A 21074-nucleotide genomic window follows, 5' to 3' on the forward strand; every position below is an offset into this window, starting at 1 on the left:
ATCTGTTCGCCCAGGCCACCCAAGAGCGCCTGGTGGAGTGGGTGCGGATGCTCGCCCAGGCACCGCTGGACTACGCCAGCGCGTTGCATTCGGCGGCGGCCGCGCCCTTGCGCCGGCAGGCCCTGGAACTGATGAACCGGGTGCTGCACCGCGACGCCTTGTTGCTGGCCTACAGCGATGCCTTCCTGCTGGCCGGGGCGGCGATGTTGCTGTGCGTACTGGCCGGATTGCTGCTGCGCCGGGCCTGAGCGCTCAGCGGTAGAACTCCGATGGCGGGGTGCCGAACTGGCGCTTGAAGGCGGCGGCGAAGGCACTCTGGCTGTCGTAGCCGTGTTGCAGGGCCACCTGCACCACCGGCATGCCCTGGGCCAGGCACTCCAGGGACATCAACAACCGCGCCTGCTGGCGCCAGCGGCCGAAGGTGATGCCGGTGTGGCGCTGGAACTGGCGGTGGAAGGTCTTGGCGCTCATGGCCAGGCGGTCGCTCCATTGCTCGGCGGTGCGGTTGTCCGCCGGGTCGTCGGCCAGGGCCCGGCAGACCTGGAGCATGCGTGGCTCCTGGGGCCAGGGCAGGCTGAAGGGCAGCACCGGCAGCGAGCGCATTTCATCGAGGATCAAGCGCATCAGGCGGCCGTCGCGGCTATCGGCCTGGTAGTGCTCATCGACCTGGGACGCGGCCAGGATCAATTCGCGCAGCAAGGGCGAGACCTCGATCACGCAGTCGTTCTCGGGCAAGCCGCTGATGGCGTCGACATTGACGAACAGGCTGCGCATGCGCACCGCGCCGCGCATGCGCACCCGATGCTCGACCCCGGCCTGCAGCCAGACCCCACGACTGGGCGGCACCACCCAGCGTCCGGACTGGGTATCGATCACCAGCACGCCTTCGATGGCATAGGCCAGCTGCGAGCGGGGATGGCTGTGGGAGGGGATCACGTGGCCGTTGGGATAATCCACGGCAATGCTGGTGACAGGCACCGCCAGGCTATCGATGGACGAAACCACAAGCAGGTCGGACATGGGACGGGGCGTCTCCGGCAACAGGGGCGAGGGCGTCCATCATAAGGCCGGATGTCTAATTCGAGATAACAAAAGCCTGATTAGCTGAGTAGTTGCAGCAGAGCCGTTGCTTGAATCCAAGGCAAAAAAAAGCCCGCCAGGGGCGGGCCAAATGGGATTCGTTAAGGAGTGGTCCCAATCTACGGGGGGCGAGGTGAAAGAGCCGTGAAAAAAAGGTCGCGCCCAGGAAAAAGCGTTCTGGATTTTTCCTTATTCCCACAAATTTTTCGGAATTATCCGATAGGGCCATCCCCGGCGCCTCCGTAACATGACCACCTGCTCGCCCAGCCAAAGGGGGGCTTCGGCTTAAGATGCCATGGTCGAAGTGATGGGCGAGCACCCTTTCCTCCCATCCCCTGGCTACTTCCTTTCCAGTCCCCTTTATCTCCTAATCTCCCGACCCTTTGCGGTACTCCCGAGGCCCGCGCTTCAGGCCGGTCGTTCGAGTCGTCGATGAATCTCGGCCCATAACTGCGGGTCGTCGAAGTCGCGAATCACCCGATGGGCACCGGCGTCCAGCAAGGTCTCGGGGCGCTGGCTGGTGGCCAGGCCGAAGGTGCGGAGGCCGGCGCCCACCGCCGCCTTCAGCCCGGGGACCGAGTCTTCGAAGGCCAGCGCCTGGCTGGCCGCGACATCCAGGGCTTGCAGGCCGCGCAGGTAGGGCAGGGGATCGGGCTTGGCCCGGGGCAGCTCCTCGGCCACCAGCACGGTCGACAGGCGTTGGCTCAGGCCCAGGGCCTGGAGCATGTGCTGGGCATTGGCCCGGGGCGCGTTGGTCACCACGCAGGTAGCAATGCCGTGCTGCTCGGCGAAATCCAACAGGCGCAACAGCCCGGGCATCGGTTCCAGTTGCGAGGAGAGTTGGCGAAAGCGCTGCTCCTTGCGCTCGGCGAAGGCCTCGTGTTCGGCCACGCTGCGCCCGGGGAACAGGTAGCGGCACATGTTGGCGTTGGCCTGGCCGCTGACATGGGCCATGAATTGCGCGTGGCTGAAGACCCGCTGCTCTTCCTCCAGCAGCAATTGTTGCAGGGCCAGCAGGTGCAGGGCGTCGGTGTCGGTCAGGGTGCCGTCGAGGTCGAAGAGCAAAGCGTTGAGCATGGGAGACAGTTCCTGTCGGGCCCCATCCGGGCCGGTTGGCTGAATCGATCAAGCCCGCATCCTAGCAGGCTTGATCGCAGCCGTGGCCGTCAGGCCGGGCTCAGCTTTCGGCGGGGCCGTCGTCGTCAGGCTGTGGGCAGTGATCTTGCGGATTGGTTGGCCACAGCACCTTGCCCTGGCCATCGAGGACCTGCTCGGCGCCACAGTCGACCTGGGTCACCTGGAAGCTCGGGGTGCCGTCCAGGCGGTACAGCGCCTTGATGCTGCGGGTCTGGTCATCGCCCACGCCTTCCACGGCGTAACCGAAGATCGCCCCACGGGCTTCATCGACCACCAGTTCCTGCCACTTGCTGGCAACCAGGCGCTTGCCCTTGAGGTCCAGCAACGCCACGGTCGACAGCGGCGAAGTGTCTTCGCTGGCCAGCAGGTAGTGGCCGCTGCTGTCCAGGTGGATATCCACGTATTGGCCTGGCTCCATCAGTACCTTGCCGCTAGCGTCCATCAGGCCGACGGTGGCGATCTTGGTGGCTTCGCCGAACAGGGTGACCGGCTTGGTCGGGCTGTCAGGCCTGCTGAAGACGAACAGCTCGGGAGTGAGCGCGCCGATGTTGCTGTAGATCGGCTTGAACAGCTCGACGCCCTTGTCCACATCGAAGATGCCGAAGGTCGCGGTGAAGGCGCTTTGCAGCACGCCGACCTGGTTCAGTCCCGGGACCTGGGGGAACAGGCCCAAAGGACTGAAGCCCGCTGGTTCCGCCGAGTCGTACACCGGCTGCACCTTCCACTGGCCCTGCGGGTCGATCATGCCGATCTTGCCGTGCTCGCCTTCGGCGGCCTGGGCGGTGACCAGCGCGCCCTGCTTGCCGAACACTTCGCAGGTGCTGAACTGGGCCTTGATCACGACCTTGCCTTGCAGGTCGAGGTAGCCGCACGGCGTGTCGTATTTTTCCCGGAAGGCCACGCGGTTCTCGCCGGGTTCCCCAAGCCAATAGTAACGGGCAGGATCCACCAGGCGGGCCTGGGCATCGGCCAGGAACTTGCCCTGCTCGTCGCTGACCACCAAGTACCCGTTGGCGGCGCTGTCGATAGTGTCGAACGCGACTTTCTTTTGCTCGTGGGTCTTGAGGTTGAACGCCCACTTTTCCTCGCCGCGTTCGGCGGTCATCCACCAGCCGCGCTTGGCGAAGTCGTCGCGCACCACGCTGCTGTCATACAGCGCCTGGGTCAGCTCCTGGCCCTTGGCGTCCAGCAGGCCGCGTTTCTCGTTCAGCTCGTAGACGAGGAAGTCGTCCTGGCCGCCGATGTACAAGTCGTCGAAGCGCGGTGGCTGTACCTGCTTGCCGCTCTGGTCGATGATGCCCAGCTTGCCGTCCTGGCCGAAGCCGAAGTAGCCGGGGGTCAGTGGTCGCAGGTCGTCGGTGAAGTCGGCCAGCAGGATCTGCTTGCCGTCGGCACTGGCCAGGTTCCAGGTCCCGTCCTTGGCGAACAGGAAACTCTTGTCCAGGGGCAGGGTGACCACGGCGTCGTAGTCGTTGTCGACGCCGACCAGTACCGCGCCGTTCTGGTCCAGCACGGCGCATTCGCCGTTGGCGCAGACCGGAATCACCATGGCGGCGGGGGCCGGGGCGAGCGCGGCGGCCACGGTCTTGGGACTGGATTCTTCCTTGCATCCGGTCAGGGCCAGAGCAGACAACGAGAGGATCAGCGAGCCGAGACGGGCGCTGGCGCTTCTATCCATGAACGAAGGTTCCTTTGCAATAGGGGGGAAATGGCCCTGCCTGCGCAAATGGCCAGGCAAAGCGCGGTGATTCTGCGGCGGCGACGGATAAATGCAAGATCCAATTGCAAAGAAAACCACCGGTACAGCCCATTGCGCCGTACAAGGCCCAGGCGTTTTTCACGACATGGCGCGCCGGGCAACATGCCCACCGAGGCTGGAGACAGGCGCCCGCTACCGCTCCAGCACCGGGCAGCTCAAGTCACCTTCCTCACACTTCAGGTAGTTCTTGAAGTTTTCCACCCGGGCCTTGGTCAGTGCCGTCATGCACTGGCTATAGGCCAATGGGTAGAGGCTGCCACCTTCCACGCCGGAGGTGGCGTAGCCGCACTCGGCATCGCGGAACGCTACCCAGGCGCGCTGGGCGCCAACCAACCGCTGCTTGGTTTGCGCCTGGTTCTTCAGGCCCTGGCTGATCTGTTGGTACAGGCTGTTCAGCTCCTTGTCCGCAGCCTTGTACTGGACGCTGGCGCACTGGCTCAGGGCAGCTTGGTCGGGAGCATCGCTGCATTCGTCGGCGTGGGCCAATGGCGCCAGCAGCAGGGGTGCGAGGATCAGGGATGGGCGCATGAGGGGCTCGCTGTCGATTCGTCAGGTTTCGGATTACGCCGCCGTTCGCTGCGCGGCGCGCAGCAGGTCATCGGCCATGGCCTGGATCTCCTGGCCCATGTGCAGCTTGGCCAGCCAGTGCCCGGGTATACCCTGGATGCCGTAGAAGGCTCCGGCCAGTTGGCCGACGATGGCGGCGGTGGTGTCGGCATCGTCCCCCAGGTTGGCCGCGGCCAGCACCGCATCGGCGTAGTTGTCGCTGTGCTGGAAGCACCACAGCGCCGCTTCCAGGGAGTCCACGCAATAACCGTTGCCGCGAATCTCTTCGCGGCCCTTGCTCAGGTAGCTGCCGCGAGCCAGGGTCGCCACCTTGGCTTGCTCGAAACGCATGTCCTCCACCACCCGCAACTCCTGCTTGGAAGCGCCGGCCAGGGCCCTGGCGATCAGGCTGGCGAACAGCTGGCAGCATTCGATGGCCTCGGCGGCGCCATGGGTGGTGCGCGAGCTGTCGCCGGCGAACTGCCGGACCCGGGCCAGGTCAGGGTAGAAGAACAGCACCACCGGTGCCAGGCGCATCAGCGAACCGTTGCCGGCGGTATAGGGATCGCTGGAGCCGGCGAAGGGCTGGCCATGCTCCTGGTAGTCGGCCAGGGCCTGGCGCACGGTCATGCCGATGTCGAAGCATTCGCCGGTGGCGCTCAGATAACCCCACTGCCACCAGTTCAGGTAGCGGCCCATCTGGTCGGCGGCATCGAAACCGCCCTGGCGCAGCAGGCTTTCCCCCAGGCACAGGGCCATCGAGGTGTCGTCGGTCCACTGGCCGGGCTTGAGGTTGAACGGTCCGCCACCTTGCAGGTCAGTAACGGCTGGGAAGCTGCCGCGGGGCTTGAATTCGACGCTGGTGCCGACGGCATCGCCGCAGGCCAGGCCCAGCAGGCTGCCGCGATAGCGGTCGAGGAGGGCGAGGGGCATGGCAGGTCCTTTGCTTTGACGGGAGGGCGCTGACAGTAGCATTTTTCCCCGGTGCCGATCACGCCGTTGGTGCTCCGGCAAAGCTTGCACCGGACCCAGGGCGGGCTAGTGTTCATCAATGGAGGTGGCTTATGAATTCTTCAGATCGTATCGAGCGCAAGATCCTGCTCCGGGCCAGTGCGGCGCAGGTCTGGGCCGCGCTGAGCGAGGCCGAGCGCTTCGGCCGCTGGTTCGGCGTGACATTCGCTGGCGAGCATTTCGCTCCGGGCCGGCAGGCCCGTGGCGCCATCACGTATCCCGGGTATGAACACCTGATGCTGGAGTTGCAGGTCGAGCAGATGCTGCCCGAAGAGCTGTTCTCCTTCCGTTGGCACCCTTACGCCGTGGAGCCGGGTCATGACTATTCGAGCGAGCCCACCACCCTGGTGCGCTTCGAGCTGGACGAACACCCCGAAGGCACCTTGCTGCGGGTCAGCGAATCGGGGTTCGACGCCATTCCCGCCGAACGCCGGCTCAAGGCCTTTCGCATGAACAGCCGTGGCTGGGACGAGCAGATGGGCAATATCGAGCACTACCTGCGCCAGCAATGATTACCGGTCTGTCAGCCTTGCGCAGGTGCCCGGCGCCGTTTGAAACTGGCAGCTTGTCGTTGACCGCTTGGAGCTGCCTTGGTGTTTGCAACCTACCTGGAACGCTGGCGCCTGACGCCGGATGGCGAGCCCATCGTCACCCCCGGCAGCCGCCTGTTGCCGGTGCGCCTGGAGACGGGCGCGCCGGCGATGCTGAAGATCGCCCTGGATGAAGACGAACAGGCCGGCAACCGGTTGATGGCCTGGTGGGGCGGCGAGGGTGCGGCGCGGGTACATGCCCAGCAAGACGTTGCGCTGCTGATGGAGCGGGCCATGGGGCCGGGGTCGCTGATGCGCATGGCCCTGGCCGGCGAGCACGACGCGGTCAGCCAGATCGTCTGCGCCACCCTGGCGCGCCTGCATGCGCCACGGCCTGAACCCCGGCCACCCTTGCTGGCGCTGGACCACTGGTTCAAGGACCTGCGCGAGGCGGCACGACAACAGGGCGGCCTGTTCGTCCAGAGCCTGGCCATGGCCGAGCACCTGCTCGCCACGCCTCGGGAAGAAGTAGTGCTGCACGGCGATGTACACCACGACAACGTGCTGGATTTCGCCGAGCGCGGCTGGCTGGTGATCGATCCCAAGCGGGTTCATGGCGAGCGCACGTTCGACTTTGCCAACCTGATCTGCAACCCGGACCTGCCCAGCGCCACCGATCCCCTGCGCTTCGAGCGCCAGGTGCGGGTGATCGCCGAAGCGGCCCACCTGGAACCCCGGCGGCTGGTGCAGTGGGTGCTGGCCTTCAGTGGCCTGTCCGCCGCCTGGTTCCTCCAGGACGATCATCAACCCGGCGCCCGCCACCAGTTGCAGCTGGCGGCCCTGGCGATTCAGGCGCTGGGGTGAGGGCCTCAGGGATTGCCTAAGTGAGCTGTAGCCAATTTCCTACACGCGCTGTATTTCAATGCGCCTTCTGCCTACCCGGGTACGTGTTTAATATCTCTTCCCACAACTGCAGCGCAGGACGCGCTTCAGGATCACGGAAGATCGACCATTAGCACGGATGCTGCAGACAGGATGTCATGATGGTCTTGAAAGAAACCCGCTTCGGCGGGTTTTTTTTCGCCCGGGTTTTCATGGGACCGGAGCCCGCAACGGCCAGGCTCCGGTCGGTCAACGGGTGACTTCGTTGTGCACCTTGTGCAGCGCTTGCTCCAACAACGGCAGGCTGATCGAACCCAGGGCCAGGCGCAGCGCCTGGGGCGTGTGGGGCGTGGTGGCGAAGGGATCTGCCGAGGTCACGGTCACCTTCTGCCGGGCCAGGGCCGCCACCACGCTGTCGGCCCGGCGACCGTCCCCCAGCTTCAGCCAGAGAAAGTAGGACGAAGGATTGGCCAGGTAATCGCAGCCTTGCAGCACCCTGGCAGCCAGGTGCTGGCGCTGGCGGGCGTCGTGGCGTTTCTGCTCCTCCAGATTGTCCACCAGCCCCGATTCGATCCACAGGCAACCCAGGGTCACGGTCAGGGTCGGGGTGCTCCAGCTGGAGACCCGGATCGCCCGTTCCAGGGCCGGGATCAGCGCCGGGGGCGCGACGATGAAGCCGATGCGCAGCCCCGAAGCGACGCTCTTGGACAAGCCCGAGATGTACAGGGTGCGCTCCGGCACCAGGGTCTGCAGCGGTGGCGGAGCCGGTTCGGCGAGAAAGGCATAGGCGCCGTCCTCGATCAGCCAGAAGTCGTGCTCGCGAGCCAATCGCACCAGGCGCTGACGCTGGGCCAGGGGCATCACCGAGCCCAGGGGATTGTGCAGGGTGGGCATGCAGTACAGCGCGCGCACCGGCCGGCGGCGACACAGCTCTTCCAAGGCGTCGAGGTCGGTCAGGCCATCGATCTGCGGCAGGGGTTCCAGGTCCAGGCGGTGGACCAGGGCCAGGCTCTTGAGGCCCGGGTAGGTCAGGGCGTCCACCGCCAGGACATCCCCGGGCCGCAGCAGCGCCAGCAGGCTGACCGCCAGTCCCTGCTGGGCGCCATTGACGATCAGCACCTGCTCGGCACCGACGCGGATCTGGCGGTTGCGCAGGTGCCGGGCCGCGGTCTGGCGTTCATGCAGGCGCCCGCCCTGGGGAGCGGAATGCAGCAGGGCATCCAGGTCGCCGGAGGCGGCGATGGCCCGCAGGCCTTCGCGCAGGATCTGTTCCTGGCCGGGCAGGGCTGGGTAGTTGAAGGACAGGTCCACCTCGCAGTCCTTGGCCGGTTGCTGCTCCAGGCCCATGCCCCGGGACAGGTTGCTATCGCGCACGAAGGTCCCGCGCCCGGCCTCGCCCACCACCAGGCCAATGGCTTCCAGCTCCTGGTAGACCCGCAAGGCGGTGGCCAGGGCTACCCGCTCCCTGGCCATCAGCGCCCGGACCGTGGGCAACTGGGTGCCGGGCGACAATTGCCCGGCACGAATGCGCCGGGCGAAATCATCGACGATGGCCTTGTAGCGAGTGCGGCGCATTGCTGGGCTCCCGGTGTATCTAGAACAGTTTTTTGTTTGTATCAGGAAGGGCGCCTAATCTACCGGCTTTCTCGCAGGAGTGCACAAGCATGCCGGACTGGACGACCCTATCGATCTTCATCGGTGCCGTGCTGTTGTTGCTGTTGTCACCGGGGCCGAACATGGCCTTCGTCATCAGCCAGGGCATGGCCTATGGCTGGCGGGGAGGGATCGCTTCCGGGATGGGGATCGGGGTCGCGGATATCTGCCTGACCCTGCTCACCGCCACTGGCGTCACCGCATTGGTCGCCAGCTGGCCACCGGCCCTGGACCTGATCCGTTATGCCGGGGTCGCCTATTTGCTGTGGTTGGCCTGGAAGGCCCTGGGCAGCAGGGCTGGCTTGAACCTTGCCAGCACGCCCCGGGTGCCGCTGGCCACGGTGTTCGTCCGGGCCATGGGCAACAGCCTGCTCAACCCCAAGGCGCTGTTGTTCTTCATGGTCTTCTTGCCGCAATTCGTCAGCCCCGGGCAGGGCAGCATCGCCTGGCAACTGGTGGTCCTGGGGTTGGTATTGACCTTGGTCAGCGGGATCTTCCACACGGGCCTGGGGATCTGCGGTGCGGCCCTGGGGCGTGCCCTGGCCGCCCGCACGGCAGGTGTCGCCAGGTTGCAGTCCTGGCTGCTGGCGGCGGTGTTGCTGGCCCTGGCCTTGCGTCTGGCGCTGATGACCCAACCAAGCTGATTTTTCCCCAATGGAGTCCAAGCATGTACATCGCCGCCTTTATCTATAAGCCCGGCCAGGCCGACGAAGAGTTCCAGCGCCTGAGTGCGATCATCGACGAAGTCGCCGCCAGCCTGCCGGGTTTCGTCGGTGCCCAATCCTGGGCCAACGCCGGCCAGGGCCTGGTCAACGCCAGCTACTACTGGGAGGACGAGGCGTCGATCCAGGCCTTCGCCCGCCACCCCAGGCACCTTGAAGCCAAGCGCCAGTACCGGCGCTGGTACGCCGGCTATCAGGTGATGATTTGCAAGGTCGAGCGGGTCTACGGCGATGGCGGCATCGACTCCTTGCTGGCCAGCGACCGCCACGCTCCGGTACGCCGCGCCTGACGGTTGCCGGGTCAGCCGGCCTGCAACCTGGCGGCGGCGCGCAGGGTGATTTCCCGGCGCTTGCTCAAGGAGGCCGCGGTGGCTTGGCGGGCTTGTTGCACCAGGGAGGCGGGAGCGGTGTCCGGGCTGCCAGCGTCGAAGGGTGGGGCCGGGGCGTATTCCAGATCCAGCTGCACCCGCTGCGCGGTCTGTGGGTCGAACAGCTCGGCGGCCAGGGTCAGGGCGAAGTCGATGCCCGCGGTGATGCCGCCGCCGGTGAACAGGTTGCCATCGCGCACCACTCGTTCATGGACCGCAATGGCCCCCAGCAGCGCCAGCAACTCGTGGTAGGCCCAGTGGGTGGTGGCCCGCTTGCCCTGTAGCAGGCCGGCGGCGCCGAGCACCAGGGAGCCGGTACAGACCGAGGTCAGGTAACGCACCTGGGCGGCCTGCTGGCGGAGGAAATCCAGCACCTGTGGGTCTTCCATCAACGCGCCGACACCGGCCCCGCCTGGCACGCAAAGCACATCCAGGGGCGGGCAGGCGGCGAAGCCGGTGGTGGCTTGCAGCAGCATCCCGGCACTTGAATTGATCGGCCCTGGCTCCTTCCACAGCAAATGCACTTGCGTATCCGGCAGCGCCGCCAGCACGTCATAGGGGCCAGTCAGGTCCAGTTGCTGGACGCCTGGGAACAACAGAAAACCGATCTGCACGGCCATTGCGAGCTCCTTGTATCGATGGGGTGGACGAGCTGACTCTAGCCTTCTAGGATTTGGCGCATACGCCAACCTGCCCTCGATTTACGCCAATCATGCCCAGCACCGCGAAAAACGTCTTTGTCCTGGCTTTTACCAACGCCCAGTTGCTGGATGTCACCGGGCCTTTGCAGGTGTTCGCCTCGGCCAACGACCGGGCCCGCGAGCGAGGGTTGCCGTTGCCCTATAACCCGCGGGTGGTGGCAAGCCCAGGCGGGACGACCCTCAGTTCGTCGGGCCTGGCGTTGATGGCCGACCCCCTGCCGGGCCTGGAGCAGGCTTGCGACACCTTGATCGTGGCCGGTGGCGGCGGGGTCTACGCGGCCGCCCGTGACCCGCAACTGGTGGCCTGGGTCGCGACCCGGGCAGGCGCGGCACGGCGGGTGGCCTCGGTCTGTACCGGGGCTTTCCTGCTGGCGGCCAGCGGCTGGCTGGATGGCCGCCGGGTGGTGACCCACTGGACTCGCTGCGAACAACTGGCCGAGGCCTATCCGCAATTGCGGGTCGAGGCCAACCCGATCTTCATCAACGACGGTCCGGTCTGGACCTCGGCCGGGGTCACGGCCGGCATCGACCTGGCGCTGGCCCTGGTGGAGGCTGACCTGGGGCGCGAGGCGGCCCTGGAAGTGGCCCGGCAACTGGTGGTGTTCCTCAAGCGCCCGGGCGGGCAGGCGCAATTCAGCGTGACCCTGGCGCTGCAGAACGGTGGCGGGCGTTTCGATGGACTGCACGCCTGGATCGCCGAGAACCTCAACCGGGAACTGACGGTGCCGGTGCTGGCCGAGCAAGCGGCCATGAGCGAGCGCAGTTTCGTGCGCCACTACCGTGCCGACACCGGCCAGACCCCGGCCCGGGCCATCGAGCTGATCCGGGTCGAAACCGCCCGCCGCTTGCTGGCCGACACTGGCCTGTCGATCAAGCGCATTGCCGTGCAGTGCGGTTTTGGCAGCGAGGAGACCCTGCGCCGCAGCGTGTTGCGGGCCCTGGGCGTGACGCCCCAGGCCTATCGCGAACGTTTCGCCGCCACCCAGGAATCCTCCTGAGTCACCCTCAGTCCTGGACCAGGTGCAGTTGACCGTCGACATAGTGCACTTCGCGGCCCATCCAGCTCGGATCCACCTGGGGCAGCACCGCCGAGGGCTTGCGTAGTTCCCGCAGCAGGGTCGAGCCATGGGACAGGCGCCCGCCCATGCGTGCGATCACTGCCCGGGCCTGCTGGTAGTGGGCATGCCGGCCGGGGTCGAGGGTGTCCTCCAGGAGGATGTCCACCCCGAGGATGCCCTGGGCCTGGCCCGGGTAGATCATGAAGCCGCTGGCCTGCTCGCTGCCCTCGCGGCCGTCCTGCCAGAAACTGCCACCGCGACTGCGCACCTGTTCGTGGGGAGCGAACCAGTAGTCGCGATCGGCCTCGGGCAGTGCATGGTGCAGGCCCATGAAGAGGCGCATCAGGTTGTCCCGGTACCACTCGCGCACTTGCAGGTAGTAGCCGCGCATGCCCGGCAGGCCCAGGCGATGGGCCAGGGCGATGGCCGGGCTCCAGCTTGGGAACGCCTGCAACGGCAGCGGTGCGCATGCCGGGCGTGGGGTGCCGGGGTCGGTTTCCCAGGGCAACCGATGGGGGCTGTGCTCCAGGTTGTCGTAGGCGGTGGGCGGGCGACCGAGCAGGGCGCCACCGCTGCTGGCCAGGGCGGTGGCGATGCACAGGTTGCCCTGGACCACGAACACGTAGAAGCGGCTGAACCAGTCCGCCAGTTGCTGGCCCGAGGCCCCGGCCTCGCGCAGTTGCGCCAGTTCCCGGTCGAAGCGCCGCAGGCCCGGTTCCAGGCTCAGCAAGTGGCTGCGGGCGATGAATTGCATGCGCAGCAGGCGTGGTAGCGAACGCAGCAGGCGCAGGGGCCGCAAGGGCAGGGCCGGGGCCGCGCCACCGACTTCGGCGGCATAACCGGAGGAGGGCAGGCCCCAATCCGCCAGGCGCGCCAGGAACAGGTCGTTGTTGATGTAGGAGGCGCCGCCGAACAGGGCGGTAAACGGCTCGTTGTTCTCCAGTACCCGGCTGTCCCAGCGGGCCATGATCGCCGGGATGCTGGCCGCTGCCCGGCGCTGGCCGTACTCGACGAAGCGGCTGGGTTGCGGTGGCAGGATCTCGGCGATGTTGGCCGCGGTCAGGTGCCGGCGCCAGCCGTAGTCGCTGATCGGGCGGTATTGCAGCAGCCACAGTTGCTGGCCATCCCAGGCCCACTCGATGTCGCCGGGCACGTAGTGGAAAACCTTCAGCACCCCTTGCAAAAAGTCCCACAAGGCCTTGGCAGACAGGCCGTGGCGGGTGGCGAAGGTGCCGCTTTCCCAGGCCGGGCCCAGGCGCGACAGCACCGCCCGCTCGGGGCTGGCTTGGCCATCGGCGAGGCTTTCCAGGTGGCCCTCGACCCATTCCAGTTCCACCGCCAGGTGGCGCACGAAGGCGATCCCCGACAGCCGCGGCTGGACGAAGCGCTGCACCACCACTTCCTCGACTCCGCTCTGGCGCAGCTCGTCGATGCGTGGCGCCACTTCGCTGGCGGCCACCCGCAGGTAGGTGGTGCTGAGCCCGGCGTTGGCCGAGTCGGCCTGGTCTTCGCCATAGCTGGAGGAACGCACGGCCCACAGGGCATCGGGCTGGCTGGCCAGCAGCGGCGCCAGGCGCGGATCCTCGGCGCTGTCCAGGCTCAGGGCGGCTGGCACCGGCTGGCCGGCCAGTTCCGCCAGGCGCAGGCGACCGCCCTTGGTGTGGGCGACGAAGCCATCGTTGGGCGCCTCGATCCAGGCGACGAACTCGGCTGGCGCATCGATCCACGGGTAGTGGCCCCAGCCCGGACGCAGGCTGACCCGCAGGTCGGCGCGGGCCAGGATCGCGCTCCAGGCCGCGGCCTGGGCGCTGCCGAGCAGTTGGTCCTGATCACCCCAGACCAGCTCCACCGGGTCCTCGAGCCATTCCAGCAGCGGCAGTGCGGTATCGGCCCGCAATTGCTCCCACAGCGGCACGAAGGCCCGGCAGCGGGCATAACCTGCGCCCATGCGCCGGTACTGCCGGGGGCTCCAGCGCTGGCGCGAGAACTTGTGGGCGAACCAGGCCGGACGCTGGCTGAGCAGGCGGTGGATCAACAGCCGCACCGGCAGTGGCGACATCAACGCCGGCAGGCGCCGCTGCCAGAGGAAGGCCCCCACCGGCGACAGCAGCACGCTGCGGGAGAAGTGCCCGGGACGGCGCTGCAAGGCGTGCAGCACCACCAGGGCGCTGATGCCCACGGCGACGATGGCGTTGCCCGGGGCGGTCAGCGCCAGCAGGGCCTCGGCGTACTGCCCCAGGTCGTCGCACGGTGGCTGAGGGTTGTCGCCGAACCCCGGCAGTTCCAGGGTTTGCACTCGATAATGGCGAAAGTGCGGTACGGCATCGTCCCACCAGTCGCTGGCGCTGCCGTTGCCCGCCAGCAAGTACAACAGGGGCTTGCTCATCGAGGCTCCTCGGTTCAGGCCAGGTCGCGCAGGGCGCTGTCCAGGGTCGGGTAGCGGAAGCGGTAGCCGGCCTGCAACAGCCGCGCCGGCACCACCTTCTGGCCATCGAAGAACAGCTGGGCCATTTCCCCGGCCAGGGCCCGCACCGGCGCCGCCGGCACATGCAGCCAGACCGGGCGCTTGAGCAATTGGCCGACGCTCTCGGCGAACTGCCCTTGGCTCACGGCATCCGGGGCCACCAGGTTGTAGGTGCCCTCCAGCGACTCGTCGCGCATGGCGCGGGCCATCACCTGCAGCACATCGTCGCGGTGCACCCAGCTCATGATCTGCCGGCCATCGCCCATGCGTCCGCCAAAACCGAAGTAGAAGGGCATCAGCAACGGCTTGAGCGCGCCGCCGGGGCCGAACACGATACCCAGGCGCAGCACCACCTGGCGTACGCCGAAGCGTTTGGCGGGCTCGGCCGCGGACTCCCAGCGAGCGCACAGGTCAGCCATGAAGCCTTCGCCACGCGCGGCGTCTTCATCCAGTTCCTGACTGGCATCGCGCACCCCGTAGAAGCCGATGGCCGAGGCCTGGATCCACAACGCCGGCTTGTGCTGGGCGTGTTGCAGCCAGTTGAGCAGGCCTTCGGTGGTGCCGACCCGGCTGGCCAGCAGTTGTGCCTGGCGCTTGGCCGACCAGCGCGGCCCGGCCACCGGGGCGCCGGCCAGGTTGATGATCACGTCGAACGCTTCGCCATGGCCCAGCTTGTCCAGAGAGCGCAGGCAGCGGGCGCGACCGTCGAACAGGTAGGCGGCGCGCAAGGGGTCCCGGGCCAGCACGCTGACCGTGTGGCCGGCGTCGAGCAACTGGTTGACCAGCGCTTCGCCGATGAAACCGGTGCCGCCGGTGACCAGCACCCGCTTGCCTGCGCCGCCGGTGAACGGATTGATCGCCTGTCCCTGGCGTTGCAGGCGCAGGGCCGCCAGGCCATCGCGAATCCCCGAGGCGCTCACGCCCACGGCGAACAGGCTCAGGGCCCAACCCTGCCAGCCCAGGTCGATAGGAGCCAGGGCGCTGGGCAAGCGCGACCATTCCAGCAGTTGCAGGCCGTACAAGGCGAAGAAGGCCCCGGCGTTGATCGCCAGCACCGTGTGCATGATGCGCTCGATGGCCGGCAGCTTGCGGCTGCGGTCCTCGACCACGAAGTCCCACAGGGTCAGGCCGATCTCCAGGGCGAACAGCAGGGCGATCACCAAGGCCCAGATGCCTTGGAACGCCAGGTGGGCGATGCCCATGAACAGCACGCCGTAGAAGCACGAGCGCAGGGCATGGATGCTCAGTTCCTTGCGCGCGCTGTGGCGTTGCGGCAGGGCCACGGTGAGTTCGTGGTGGTAGAGGGTGTCCAGGGCGCCCAGCACCCCTTGGGCGAGCAGCAGGGCGACGGCCCACTGCAGGAACGGCAAGTCAGCCACGATGATGAAATCCTTTTACGAAAGAGAACGAGAGGTAAGACGGTCGTGGCGGTACAGCCAGGCCAAAGGTGGCAGCAGCACCAGCAGGGCGAAACTGTCGATCCACAGGTGGGACGACATGCCCACCTGCCAGGACAGCCACATGTCCTGGGGTGCCCAGAGGACGATCCCGGCCATCAGCCAGGCCCAGGCCGCCGGCGCGCGCAGGCGATCGCCCAGGTACACCAGGGCCAGCAGGTACAGGGCGTAGCTTTGCAGGGTGGCGCCGAACAGGCCCAGCCACCAGACCTGCTGGGTCCGGGCCGGCACCGGGGCGGCGGCACCCCAGAAGGCTTGTTCGATAGTGGCCAGGTAGTCGTTGAACAGCGCCTGGTGGCCGGCCCAGGTCAGCAGCAGGCCGACCAGCAGGTGGCCGGCGCCGGCGGCGTACAGCCAGAGCACCAGGCCCCGGCGCAGGCCAGGGCGTGAAGAAGAGGCGGCGGATAACATTCCATGTCCTGTGGGGGGATCGAGGCCGCGCAGTGTACCGATTTTTCCCCCGCCATGGCGTGCGCCAGTCGCGCTCTTCAAGCGCCTTGCAGCAGCTCCAGCAGGGCTTCGAGGGTGGCTTGCGGCGCCTCCTGGGGCACGTTGTGGCCGACCCCGGGCAAGATCCGCCGTTCATAACCGCGGGTGAACTGCGGGCCGTCGGGGTCCGGCACCAGCGGCGCGCCGACGCCATCGTCGGCGCCGCACAGGGCGATGGTTGGCACCTGGATCGGCGGCTGGGCCAGCAGCGCCTGCTCGATGGGTTCCAGCGCCGGATCGCCCGGGGCGTAGCCGAAGCGATGGCGATAGGAGTGGATCACCACCTCGACGAAATCCGGGTTGTCCAAGGACGGCGCACTCAACCCATAGAGCCCGGGCCCTTGTTGCCAGGTCGGCGACCACAGGCGCCACAGCAGCTCGCAGAACTCCCGGCGGTTGGCGCGCAGGCCGTCCACCCCGCGTTGGGTATTGAAGTAGTACTGGTACCAGAGTTGCAGCTCGGTTTCCGGAGCCTGGGGCTCACAGGCCTTGGCGATGTCCTGGATGTTGTAGCCGTCGGCGCTCATCAGGCCGCGCACCCGGTGCGGCCAGAGGGCCGCGACGATGCACGCCGCGCGTCCGCCCCAGTCGTAGCCGGCCAGGGTGGCCGTGGGCAGGTGCAGGGCATCCATCAGCTCCAGCAGGTCCTGGGCCAGTGCCGCCTGTTGCCCGGAACGCATGATCCCCGGGTGGCTGAAGCGCGTCGGCCCGTAGCCGCGCAGGTACGGCACGATCACCCGATAACCGCGCTCGGCCAGGAGCGGGGCGATCTCGTCGTAGGCCCGTGGATCGTAGGGAAAACCGTGCAGCAGGATCACCGGCTCGCCACCGCTCGGGCCGTGTTCTTCGTAAGCGATATGCAGGCTGGCAGTGGTGGCGTGATGCAGGGCGGCTGGGCTGGGCATGGCAGCTCCGAATGCGGGGAACCTGGATACCCTAGCTCAGAACAGCCTCGATGGTGGGCCGTCATACTGTTCACTCAAGCGAGGTGATCCCCTGTAGGAGCCGCCGATCGACGCTCGATTGCTCGCGATGGTCGTCAACGGTTGCGCGTGTTCACTGGGTAAACGCCGCGCTGCGAAGTCCAACGCGGGCCAGTCTCGCTCGCCATTGCCTTGGCGGATCGGCATTGCGATGGGGGCCGGGATAGGCCTTTACGCTCGACTGCCGGCAAACATCCCGTCAGGCGATGGCTGCTGGTTGCCGCAGGCCGATGCAGTTGCCCCAGGGGTCCTGTACCTGGCAGATCCACTCGCCACCTTCGATGGTCATTGGGCCGCGATACAAACATGCGCCCAGGGCCTCCAGGCGCTGCAGCTCGCCGGGCAGGTCGGCGACGCGCCAGTACACCACGCTGCCCGCCGGGCCCTGGCCGACCTTGGCGTCGCTGGGGACGATTTCCAGGGCCAGCTCGCCCAGTTGCAGGTGCCCGAAATCATCGGGCTCATGCCGCACCCGACGGGCCTGGGGAAACGCCTGGGCGTACCAGTCGGTGGCGGCGCGCCAGTCGGCGGCGTGGATCATCACGGCGATGATCGGTGAGTCGGGCATGGGCACATCCATTGGGCCTGGGAGAGGAGGGCGCCGGTGTTCACAGGCGGCGCTCAAGGTTGCCAGACCTCTTTGTCGCCGCTCAAGCGCCGGTCGAGGAAACAGGCCGCGCTGATCAGCGCCAGGTGGGTCAGGGCCTGGGGCGTATTGCCCAAGTGACGGCCGTGGGGGGCGAACTCCTCGGCGTACAGGCCCAGGGGGTTGGCATAACGCAGCAATTGCTCGAACTCCAGGTGCGCCTGCTCCAGGCGCCCGGCCCGGGCCAGGCATTCGACGTACCAGAACGAGCAGGCAGCGAACGCGCCCTCGGTACCGTCCAGGCCGTCGATCCGGCCGTCGTCGTTGCGGTAGCGGTAGACCATGCCGTCGCGCACCAGGCTGTTCTCGATGGCCTCCAGGGTGGACAGCCAGCGTGGATCACGGGCACCGACGAAGCGCACCAGCGGCATCAACAGCATCGAACCGTCCACGGCGGTGCTGCCGATGTGCTGGACGAAGTGCCCGCGCTCTTCGTTCCAGAACTGGCTCCAGATGTCGTCGTAGATGGCCTGGCGGGCCTGGTCCCAGCGGGCGAAGGGCGCCGGCAGCGAGCGCTTGGAGGCCAGGCGGATGGCCCGGTCCACCGCCACCCAGCACATCAACCGCGAATGCAGGAAGTGCTGCTGCTCGCCGCGCATCTCCCAGATCCCCACGTCCTTGCTCTGCCAGCCGGCGCAGACCCGGTCCACCACCTGCACCGTGTGTTTCCAACCCTCGTGGGAGATCCCTTCGCCGTACTTGTTCACCAGGTACACCGCGTCCAGCAGCTCGCCGAAGATGTCCAGCTGCACTTGTTCGCAGGCCTGGTTGCCGATGCGCACCGGCTGTGCGCCGCCGTGGCCGGACAGGTGCGCAAGCGCCACTTCCGGCAGCTCCTGGCGCCCGTCGATGCCATACAGCACGTTGAGTTTCGTTGGCTTGCCATGGCAGTCGCTGACCCGCCCGCGCAGCCAGCGCATGTAGGCGTTGGCTTCCTCGACGTAGCCCAGGCGCATGAAGGCGTAGACGGTGAACGACGCATCGCGCACCCAGGTGTAGCGGTAGTCCCAGTTGCGTATTCCGCCCGGGCTTTCCGGCAGGCCGAAGGTCGCCGCGGCGAGAATCGCGCCGTGGCGCCTGGAGGTCAGCAGCTTGAGCGCCAGGGCCGAGCGATTGACCATCTCGCGCCAACGCCCGCGGTAGTTGGAGCGCCCGATCCAGTCGCGCCAGAACCTCAGGGTGCGGCTCAGGTGCAGGTCGCCGGCGCCGCACTGCACCCGCGGATCGTCACTGCCGCCGAGGATGAACTCGGCGCTCTGGCCTTGTTCCAGTTCGAATTCGGCCACGGCCGCGTCCTGCTCCAGTTGCAGCGGCCGCTCGCCCACCAGGCGCAGGCCGGGCTGGCCGGGGGCCTGGAAGCACACCGCGGCGCCGTCCATCCGTGCCTGGGTGGTGGCCCTGGCGTAATCCAGCCGTGGCGCGCAGTGCAAGTGCAGCCTGGCCCGGCCGCTGACCACCCGGACCCGGCGGATCAGCAGTGGCAACAGCTCGACGTCTTCATCGATGGCCAGCAGGTCGGTGACCTCTACCACCGCTTCGTTGCCCAGCCAGCGGGTCTGCAGGACGTTGCTGTCGGGCAGGTAGATCTGCTGGCGGCGGGCATTGGCCAGTGCCGGCGCCAGCTGGAAGATCCCGGCGCTGGGGCTGTCCAGCAGGGCGCAGAAGATCGTCGGGCTGTCGAATTCCGGCCAGCAGAAGAAGTCGATGCTGCCCTGGTCGTCCACCAGGGCGGCGCTGCGCATGTCGCCGATGATGCCGTGGGCGTCGATGGGACGCTGGGTCGCAGGATGCTGCTCGGCCATGGCCGCAAGACTCCGGGTTCAGGCCCATGCCACAGGCTATGAGCGGGGCGAAGGTCAGGCCGGGCGAGGAGGCCCGGCTTCTGTTTGAGCTGACCTGCGCAGCGCCCCGGGAGTTCACTCAGGGCTTGGTGCGTAATCCCCGCAACAGCAGTTCCAGGCCCTGCAGCGCTTGTGCCAGGCGTTGTCCGGACGCTGTGTCGGCGGCGATCCACAGCGCGGTATCCACCAGGCTGCCATTGACCAGGCGGGCCAGGGCCTGGCTTGGCGCGGGGCTGATGATCCCGGCCTCGGCCAGGGCTTGCAGGCGCCGGCCCAGGGAGTCGACGCAGTGTTCCTGGTCCGGCAGGCGTTCGCCGAGCACGGCCCGGGCGTCCTGCAAAACGATGCGCTGGATTTCCGGCTCCTGGGCCATCTCCAGGTAGGCCCGGCAACGCTGGGTAAAACCCTCCCAGGGATCGCCGGCCTGGTCGCTGACCCGGTCCAGGCGGGCGTCCATCTCGCTGTCGATCTGTTCCACCACCGCGGCCAGCAGGCCTTGTTTGTCACCGAAGTGGTGATACAAGGCGCCTCGGGTCAGCCCGGCTTCGGCGGTCAGGTCGTCCATGGAAGTCTTGGCGTAGCCCAGGCGGGCAAAGGCCAGGCGGGCACTGGCAATCAGCTTGGCGCGGGTGGCCTCGATCATTTCGGCGCGCGGGCGGCTGCTCATGAAAACAATTCTCCAACACATGATGGATTGACATACGCGGCGTATGTTTTCATGCTTTTTAACATACGCGGCGTATGTGTAGCTACTGCAAAGCCGCCCTGAGGACCCCCAAGGAGTCGTTGTACATGGCAAACCCCTACCGCGAGTTGTTCAAGGCCCCCGGCAGCCGGGCGTTCGTGCTGGCCGGCATGATCGCGCGCATGCCGATCTCCATGACCGGCATCGGCCTGATCACCATGCTGTCGCAATTGCACGGCGGCTACGCCTTGGCCGGTTCGGTGGCGGCTACCTTCGCCCTGGCCACGGCGTTCTGCGCGCCCCAGGTCTCGCGCCTGGTGGACCGCTTCGGCCAGGGCCGGGTTTTGCCTGTGGCGGCCGGGCTGGGCGGCGGCGCGTTGCTGGCGCTGTTGCTGTGCACCCGCTTGCAGGCGCCGCACTGGACCTTGTTCTTCTTTGCCGCCCTGGCCGGCTGCATGCCCAGCATGTCGGCGATGGTCCGGGCCCGCTGGACCGAGCTGTACCGGGGCCAGCCGCAGCTGCAGACCGCCTACGCCCTGGAGTCGGTGCTGGACGAGGTGTGCTTCATCGTCGGCCCGCCGATCTCGGTCGGCCTCAGCGTCGGCCTGTTTCCCGAGGCCGGGCCACTGGTGGCGCTGCTGATGCTGGCGCTGGGGGTAGGGCTGTTCGTGGTGCAGAAGTCCACCGAACCGCCGGTCCATCCCCATGACGAAGAGCATTCGGGATCGATCATCCGTTCCGGGCAGATCCGCATGTTGCTGTTGCTGATGACGGCCATGGGCACCATTGTCGGCGTGGTGGACGTGGTCAGCGTGGCGTTTGCCCAGCAACAGGGGCAACCGGCGGCGGCGAGCATCGTGCTGTCGATGTACGCCACCGGTTCGTGCCTGGCGGGGATCGCCTTCGGGGCCTTGAAACTGTCCACGCCATTGCCCCGCTTGTTCATGTACAGCGGTATTGCCACGGCGGTGACCACCTTGCCGCTGCTGCTGGCTGGCAACATCCTCGGTTTGTCGCTGGCGGTGCTGGTCGCCGGGCTGTTCTTCTCCCCGACCCTGATCG

The 21074-nt window shown here is 67.2% G+C and carries 20 protein-coding genes and 1 pseudogene; 7 read left to right on the top strand and 14 right to left on the bottom strand.

Annotated features, from left to right (window positions below):
• Window positions 1–248 (top strand): annotated as a pseudogene (locus ACK6AU_RS25995) (EmrB/QacA family drug resistance transporter); the annotation flags it as partial.
• 4 nt (window positions 249–252) lie between these two features.
• On the opposite strand, the gene ACK6AU_RS26000 reads toward ACK6AU_RS25995, so the two are convergent.
• From ACK6AU_RS26000 to ACK6AU_RS26020, 5 genes are all read right to left on the bottom strand, one after another.
• Window positions 253–1020, bottom strand: coding sequence for a helix-turn-helix transcriptional regulator (locus ACK6AU_RS26000; RefSeq protein WP_185702072.1), 768 nt, complete (start codon window positions 1018–1020; stop codon window positions 253–255).
• A 468-nt stretch (window positions 1021–1488) separates the two neighbouring features.
• Window positions 1489–2157 (bottom strand): HAD family phosphatase, encoded by a 669-nt coding sequence (locus ACK6AU_RS26005; RefSeq protein ID WP_185702073.1) that lies wholly within the window; start codon window positions 2155–2157, stop codon window positions 1489–1491.
• A 100-nt stretch (window positions 2158–2257) separates the two neighbouring features.
• Window positions 2258–3895 (bottom strand): WG repeat-containing protein, encoded by a 1638-nt coding sequence (locus tag ACK6AU_RS26010; protein ID WP_185702074.1) that lies wholly within the window; start codon window positions 3893–3895, stop codon window positions 2258–2260.
• Window positions 3896–4108: 213 nt separating this feature from the next.
• A complete protein-coding gene (locus ACK6AU_RS26015; protein ID WP_409302308.1) occupies window positions 4109–4504 on the bottom strand; it encodes a lysozyme inhibitor LprI family protein in 396 nt (131 codons plus the stop codon).
• 33 nt (window positions 4505–4537) lie between these two features.
• A complete protein-coding gene (locus ACK6AU_RS26020) occupies window positions 4538–5455 on the bottom strand; it encodes an ADP-ribosylglycohydrolase family protein (RefSeq protein ID WP_185702076.1) in 918 nt (305 codons plus the stop codon).
• A gap of 131 nt (window positions 5456–5586) precedes the next feature.
• Here ACK6AU_RS26020 and ACK6AU_RS26025 point away from each other — a divergent pair, with 131 nt between their 5' ends.
• Window positions 5587–6045, top strand: coding sequence for an SRPBCC family protein (locus tag ACK6AU_RS26025; RefSeq protein WP_185702077.1), 459 nt, complete (start codon window positions 5587–5589; stop codon window positions 6043–6045).
• Window positions 6046–6126: 81 nt separating this feature from the next.
• On the top strand, window positions 6127–6927 hold the full coding sequence (locus tag ACK6AU_RS26030) for an aminoglycoside phosphotransferase family protein (protein ID WP_409302310.1): 801 nt from the start codon (window positions 6127–6129) through the stop codon (window positions 6925–6927).
• A 267-nt stretch (window positions 6928–7194) separates the two neighbouring features.
• Here ACK6AU_RS26030 and ACK6AU_RS26035 read toward each other — a convergent pair whose 3' ends face one another.
• Window positions 7195–8520, bottom strand: a complete 1326-nt coding sequence (locus tag ACK6AU_RS26035; protein WP_409302312.1) for a PLP-dependent aminotransferase family protein — start codon at window positions 8518–8520, stop codon at window positions 7195–7197.
• Between the two features lie 89 nt (window positions 8521–8609).
• On the opposite strand from ACK6AU_RS26035, the gene ACK6AU_RS26040 reads away from it, so the two are divergent.
• Both ACK6AU_RS26040 and ACK6AU_RS26045 read left to right on the top strand, forming a co-directional pair.
• On the top strand, window positions 8610–9242 hold the full coding sequence (locus ACK6AU_RS26040; protein WP_185702080.1) for a LysE family translocator: 633 nt from the start codon (window positions 8610–8612) through the stop codon (window positions 9240–9242).
• Window positions 9243–9265: 23 nt separating this feature from the next.
• On the top strand, window positions 9266–9610 hold the full coding sequence (locus ACK6AU_RS26045) for an antibiotic biosynthesis monooxygenase (RefSeq protein ID WP_185702081.1): 345 nt from the start codon (window positions 9266–9268) through the stop codon (window positions 9608–9610).
• An 11-nt stretch (window positions 9611–9621) separates the two neighbouring features.
• Here ACK6AU_RS26045 and inhA read toward each other — a convergent pair whose 3' ends face one another.
• The gene (gene inhA / locus ACK6AU_RS26050; protein ID WP_185702082.1) at window positions 9622–10308 is read right to left on the bottom strand and encodes an isonitrile hydratase; all 687 of its coding nucleotides are present in this window, start codon (window positions 10306–10308) and stop codon (window positions 9622–9624) included.
• Window positions 10309–10400: 92 nt separating this feature from the next.
• On the opposite strand from inhA, the gene ACK6AU_RS26055 reads away from it, so the two are divergent.
• A complete protein-coding gene (locus tag ACK6AU_RS26055) occupies window positions 10401–11387 on the top strand; it encodes a GlxA family transcriptional regulator (RefSeq protein WP_409302315.1) in 987 nt (328 codons plus the stop codon).
• A gap of 7 nt (window positions 11388–11394) precedes the next feature.
• On the opposite strand, the gene ACK6AU_RS26060 is transcribed toward ACK6AU_RS26055, so the two are convergent.
• From ACK6AU_RS26060 to ACK6AU_RS26090, 7 genes are all read right to left on the bottom strand, one after another.
• Window positions 11395–13833 carry an alpha/beta fold hydrolase gene (locus ACK6AU_RS26060; protein WP_409302317.1) on the bottom strand — a complete coding sequence of 813 codons (2439 nt, stop codon included), beginning with the start codon at window positions 13831–13833 and terminating at the stop codon, window positions 11395–11397.
• A gap of 14 nt (window positions 13834–13847) precedes the next feature.
• On the bottom strand, window positions 13848–15290 hold the full coding sequence (locus ACK6AU_RS26065) for a TIGR01777 family oxidoreductase (protein ID WP_409302319.1): 1443 nt from the start codon (window positions 15288–15290) through the stop codon (window positions 13848–13850).
• Between the two features lie 15 nt (window positions 15291–15305).
• Window positions 15306–15779: a hypothetical protein gene (locus ACK6AU_RS26070; RefSeq protein WP_409302321.1), complete on the bottom strand. Its 474-nt coding sequence runs from the start codon at window positions 15777–15779 to the stop codon at window positions 15306–15308.
• A 77-nt stretch (window positions 15780–15856) separates the two neighbouring features.
• Window positions 15857–16762 carry an alpha/beta fold hydrolase gene (locus ACK6AU_RS26075; RefSeq protein ID WP_409302323.1) on the bottom strand — a complete coding sequence of 302 codons (906 nt, stop codon included), beginning with the start codon at window positions 16760–16762 and terminating at the stop codon, window positions 15857–15859.
• 277 nt (window positions 16763–17039) lie between these two features.
• Window positions 17040–17408, bottom strand: coding sequence for a VOC family protein (locus ACK6AU_RS26080; protein ID WP_409302325.1), 369 nt, complete (start codon window positions 17406–17408; stop codon window positions 17040–17042).
• A 53-nt stretch (window positions 17409–17461) separates the two neighbouring features.
• On the bottom strand, window positions 17462–19288 hold the full coding sequence (locus tag ACK6AU_RS26085; protein WP_409302327.1) for a glycoside hydrolase family 15 protein: 1827 nt from the start codon (window positions 19286–19288) through the stop codon (window positions 17462–17464).
• 118 nt (window positions 19289–19406) lie between these two features.
• Window positions 19407–19994, bottom strand: a complete 588-nt coding sequence (locus ACK6AU_RS26090) for a TetR/AcrR family transcriptional regulator (RefSeq protein ID WP_185702090.1) — start codon at window positions 19992–19994, stop codon at window positions 19407–19409.
• A gap of 125 nt (window positions 19995–20119) precedes the next feature.
• Here ACK6AU_RS26090 and ACK6AU_RS26095 point away from each other — a divergent pair.
• On the top strand, window positions 20120–21074 hold a 955-nt coding region (locus tag ACK6AU_RS26095), incomplete at its 3' end, for an MFS transporter (RefSeq protein WP_409302330.1).

Origin of the sequence: Pseudomonas sp. KCJK8993 (genome assembly GCF_046230915.1) — a bacterium.
Taxonomy (GTDB): domain Bacteria; phylum Pseudomonadota; class Gammaproteobacteria; order Pseudomonadales; family Pseudomonadaceae; genus Aquipseudomonas; species Aquipseudomonas piscis.

Excerpts from the sequence above, each read along its gene's own strand:
- ACK6AU_RS26000 (WP_185702072.1), bottom strand. The coding sequence starts at position 1,020 with ATGTCCGACCTGCTTGTGGTTTCGTCCATCGATAGCCTGGCGGTGCCT.
- ACK6AU_RS26005 (WP_185702073.1), bottom strand. The coding sequence starts at position 2,157 with ATGCTCAACGCTTTGCTCTTCGACCTCGACGGCACCCTGACCGACACC.
- ACK6AU_RS26010 (WP_185702074.1), bottom strand. The coding sequence starts at position 3,895 with ATGGATAGAAGCGCCAGCGCCCGTCTCGGCTCGCTGATCCTCTCGTTG.
- ACK6AU_RS26015 (WP_409302308.1), bottom strand. The coding sequence starts at position 4,504 with ATGCGCCCATCCCTGATCCTCGCACCCCTGCTGCTGGCGCCATTGGCC.
- ACK6AU_RS26020 (WP_185702076.1), bottom strand. The coding sequence starts at position 5,455 with ATGCCCCTCGCCCTCCTCGACCGCTATCGCGGCAGCCTGCTGGGCCTG.
- ACK6AU_RS26025 (WP_185702077.1), top strand. The coding sequence starts at position 5,587 with ATGAATTCTTCAGATCGTATCGAGCGCAAGATCCTGCTCCGGGCCAGT.
- ACK6AU_RS26035 (WP_409302312.1), bottom strand. The coding sequence starts at position 8,520 with ATGCGCCGCACTCGCTACAAGGCCATCGTCGATGATTTCGCCCGGCGC.
- ACK6AU_RS26040 (WP_185702080.1), top strand. The coding sequence starts at position 8,610 with ATGCCGGACTGGACGACCCTATCGATCTTCATCGGTGCCGTGCTGTTG.
- ACK6AU_RS26045 (WP_185702081.1), top strand. The coding sequence starts at position 9,266 with ATGTACATCGCCGCCTTTATCTATAAGCCCGGCCAGGCCGACGAAGAG.
- inhA (WP_185702082.1), bottom strand. The coding sequence starts at position 10,308 with ATGGCCGTGCAGATCGGTTTTCTGTTGTTCCCAGGCGTCCAGCAACTG.
- ACK6AU_RS26055 (WP_409302315.1), top strand. The coding sequence starts at position 10,401 with ATGCCCAGCACCGCGAAAAACGTCTTTGTCCTGGCTTTTACCAACGCC.
- ACK6AU_RS26060 (WP_409302317.1), bottom strand. The coding sequence starts at position 13,833 with ATGAGCAAGCCCCTGTTGTACTTGCTGGCGGGCAACGGCAGCGCCAGC.
- ACK6AU_RS26070 (WP_409302321.1), bottom strand. The coding sequence starts at position 15,779 with ATGTTATCCGCCGCCTCTTCTTCACGCCCTGGCCTGCGCCGGGGCCTG.
- ACK6AU_RS26075 (WP_409302323.1), bottom strand. The coding sequence starts at position 16,762 with ATGCCCAGCCCAGCCGCCCTGCATCACGCCACCACTGCCAGCCTGCAT.
- ACK6AU_RS26080 (WP_409302325.1), bottom strand. The coding sequence starts at position 17,408 with ATGCCCGACTCACCGATCATCGCCGTGATGATCCACGCCGCCGACTGG.
- ACK6AU_RS26085 (WP_409302327.1), bottom strand. The coding sequence starts at position 19,288 with ATGGCCGAGCAGCATCCTGCGACCCAGCGTCCCATCGACGCCCACGGC.
- ACK6AU_RS26090 (WP_185702090.1), bottom strand. The coding sequence starts at position 19,994 with ATGAGCAGCCGCCCGCGCGCCGAAATGATCGAGGCCACCCGCGCCAAG.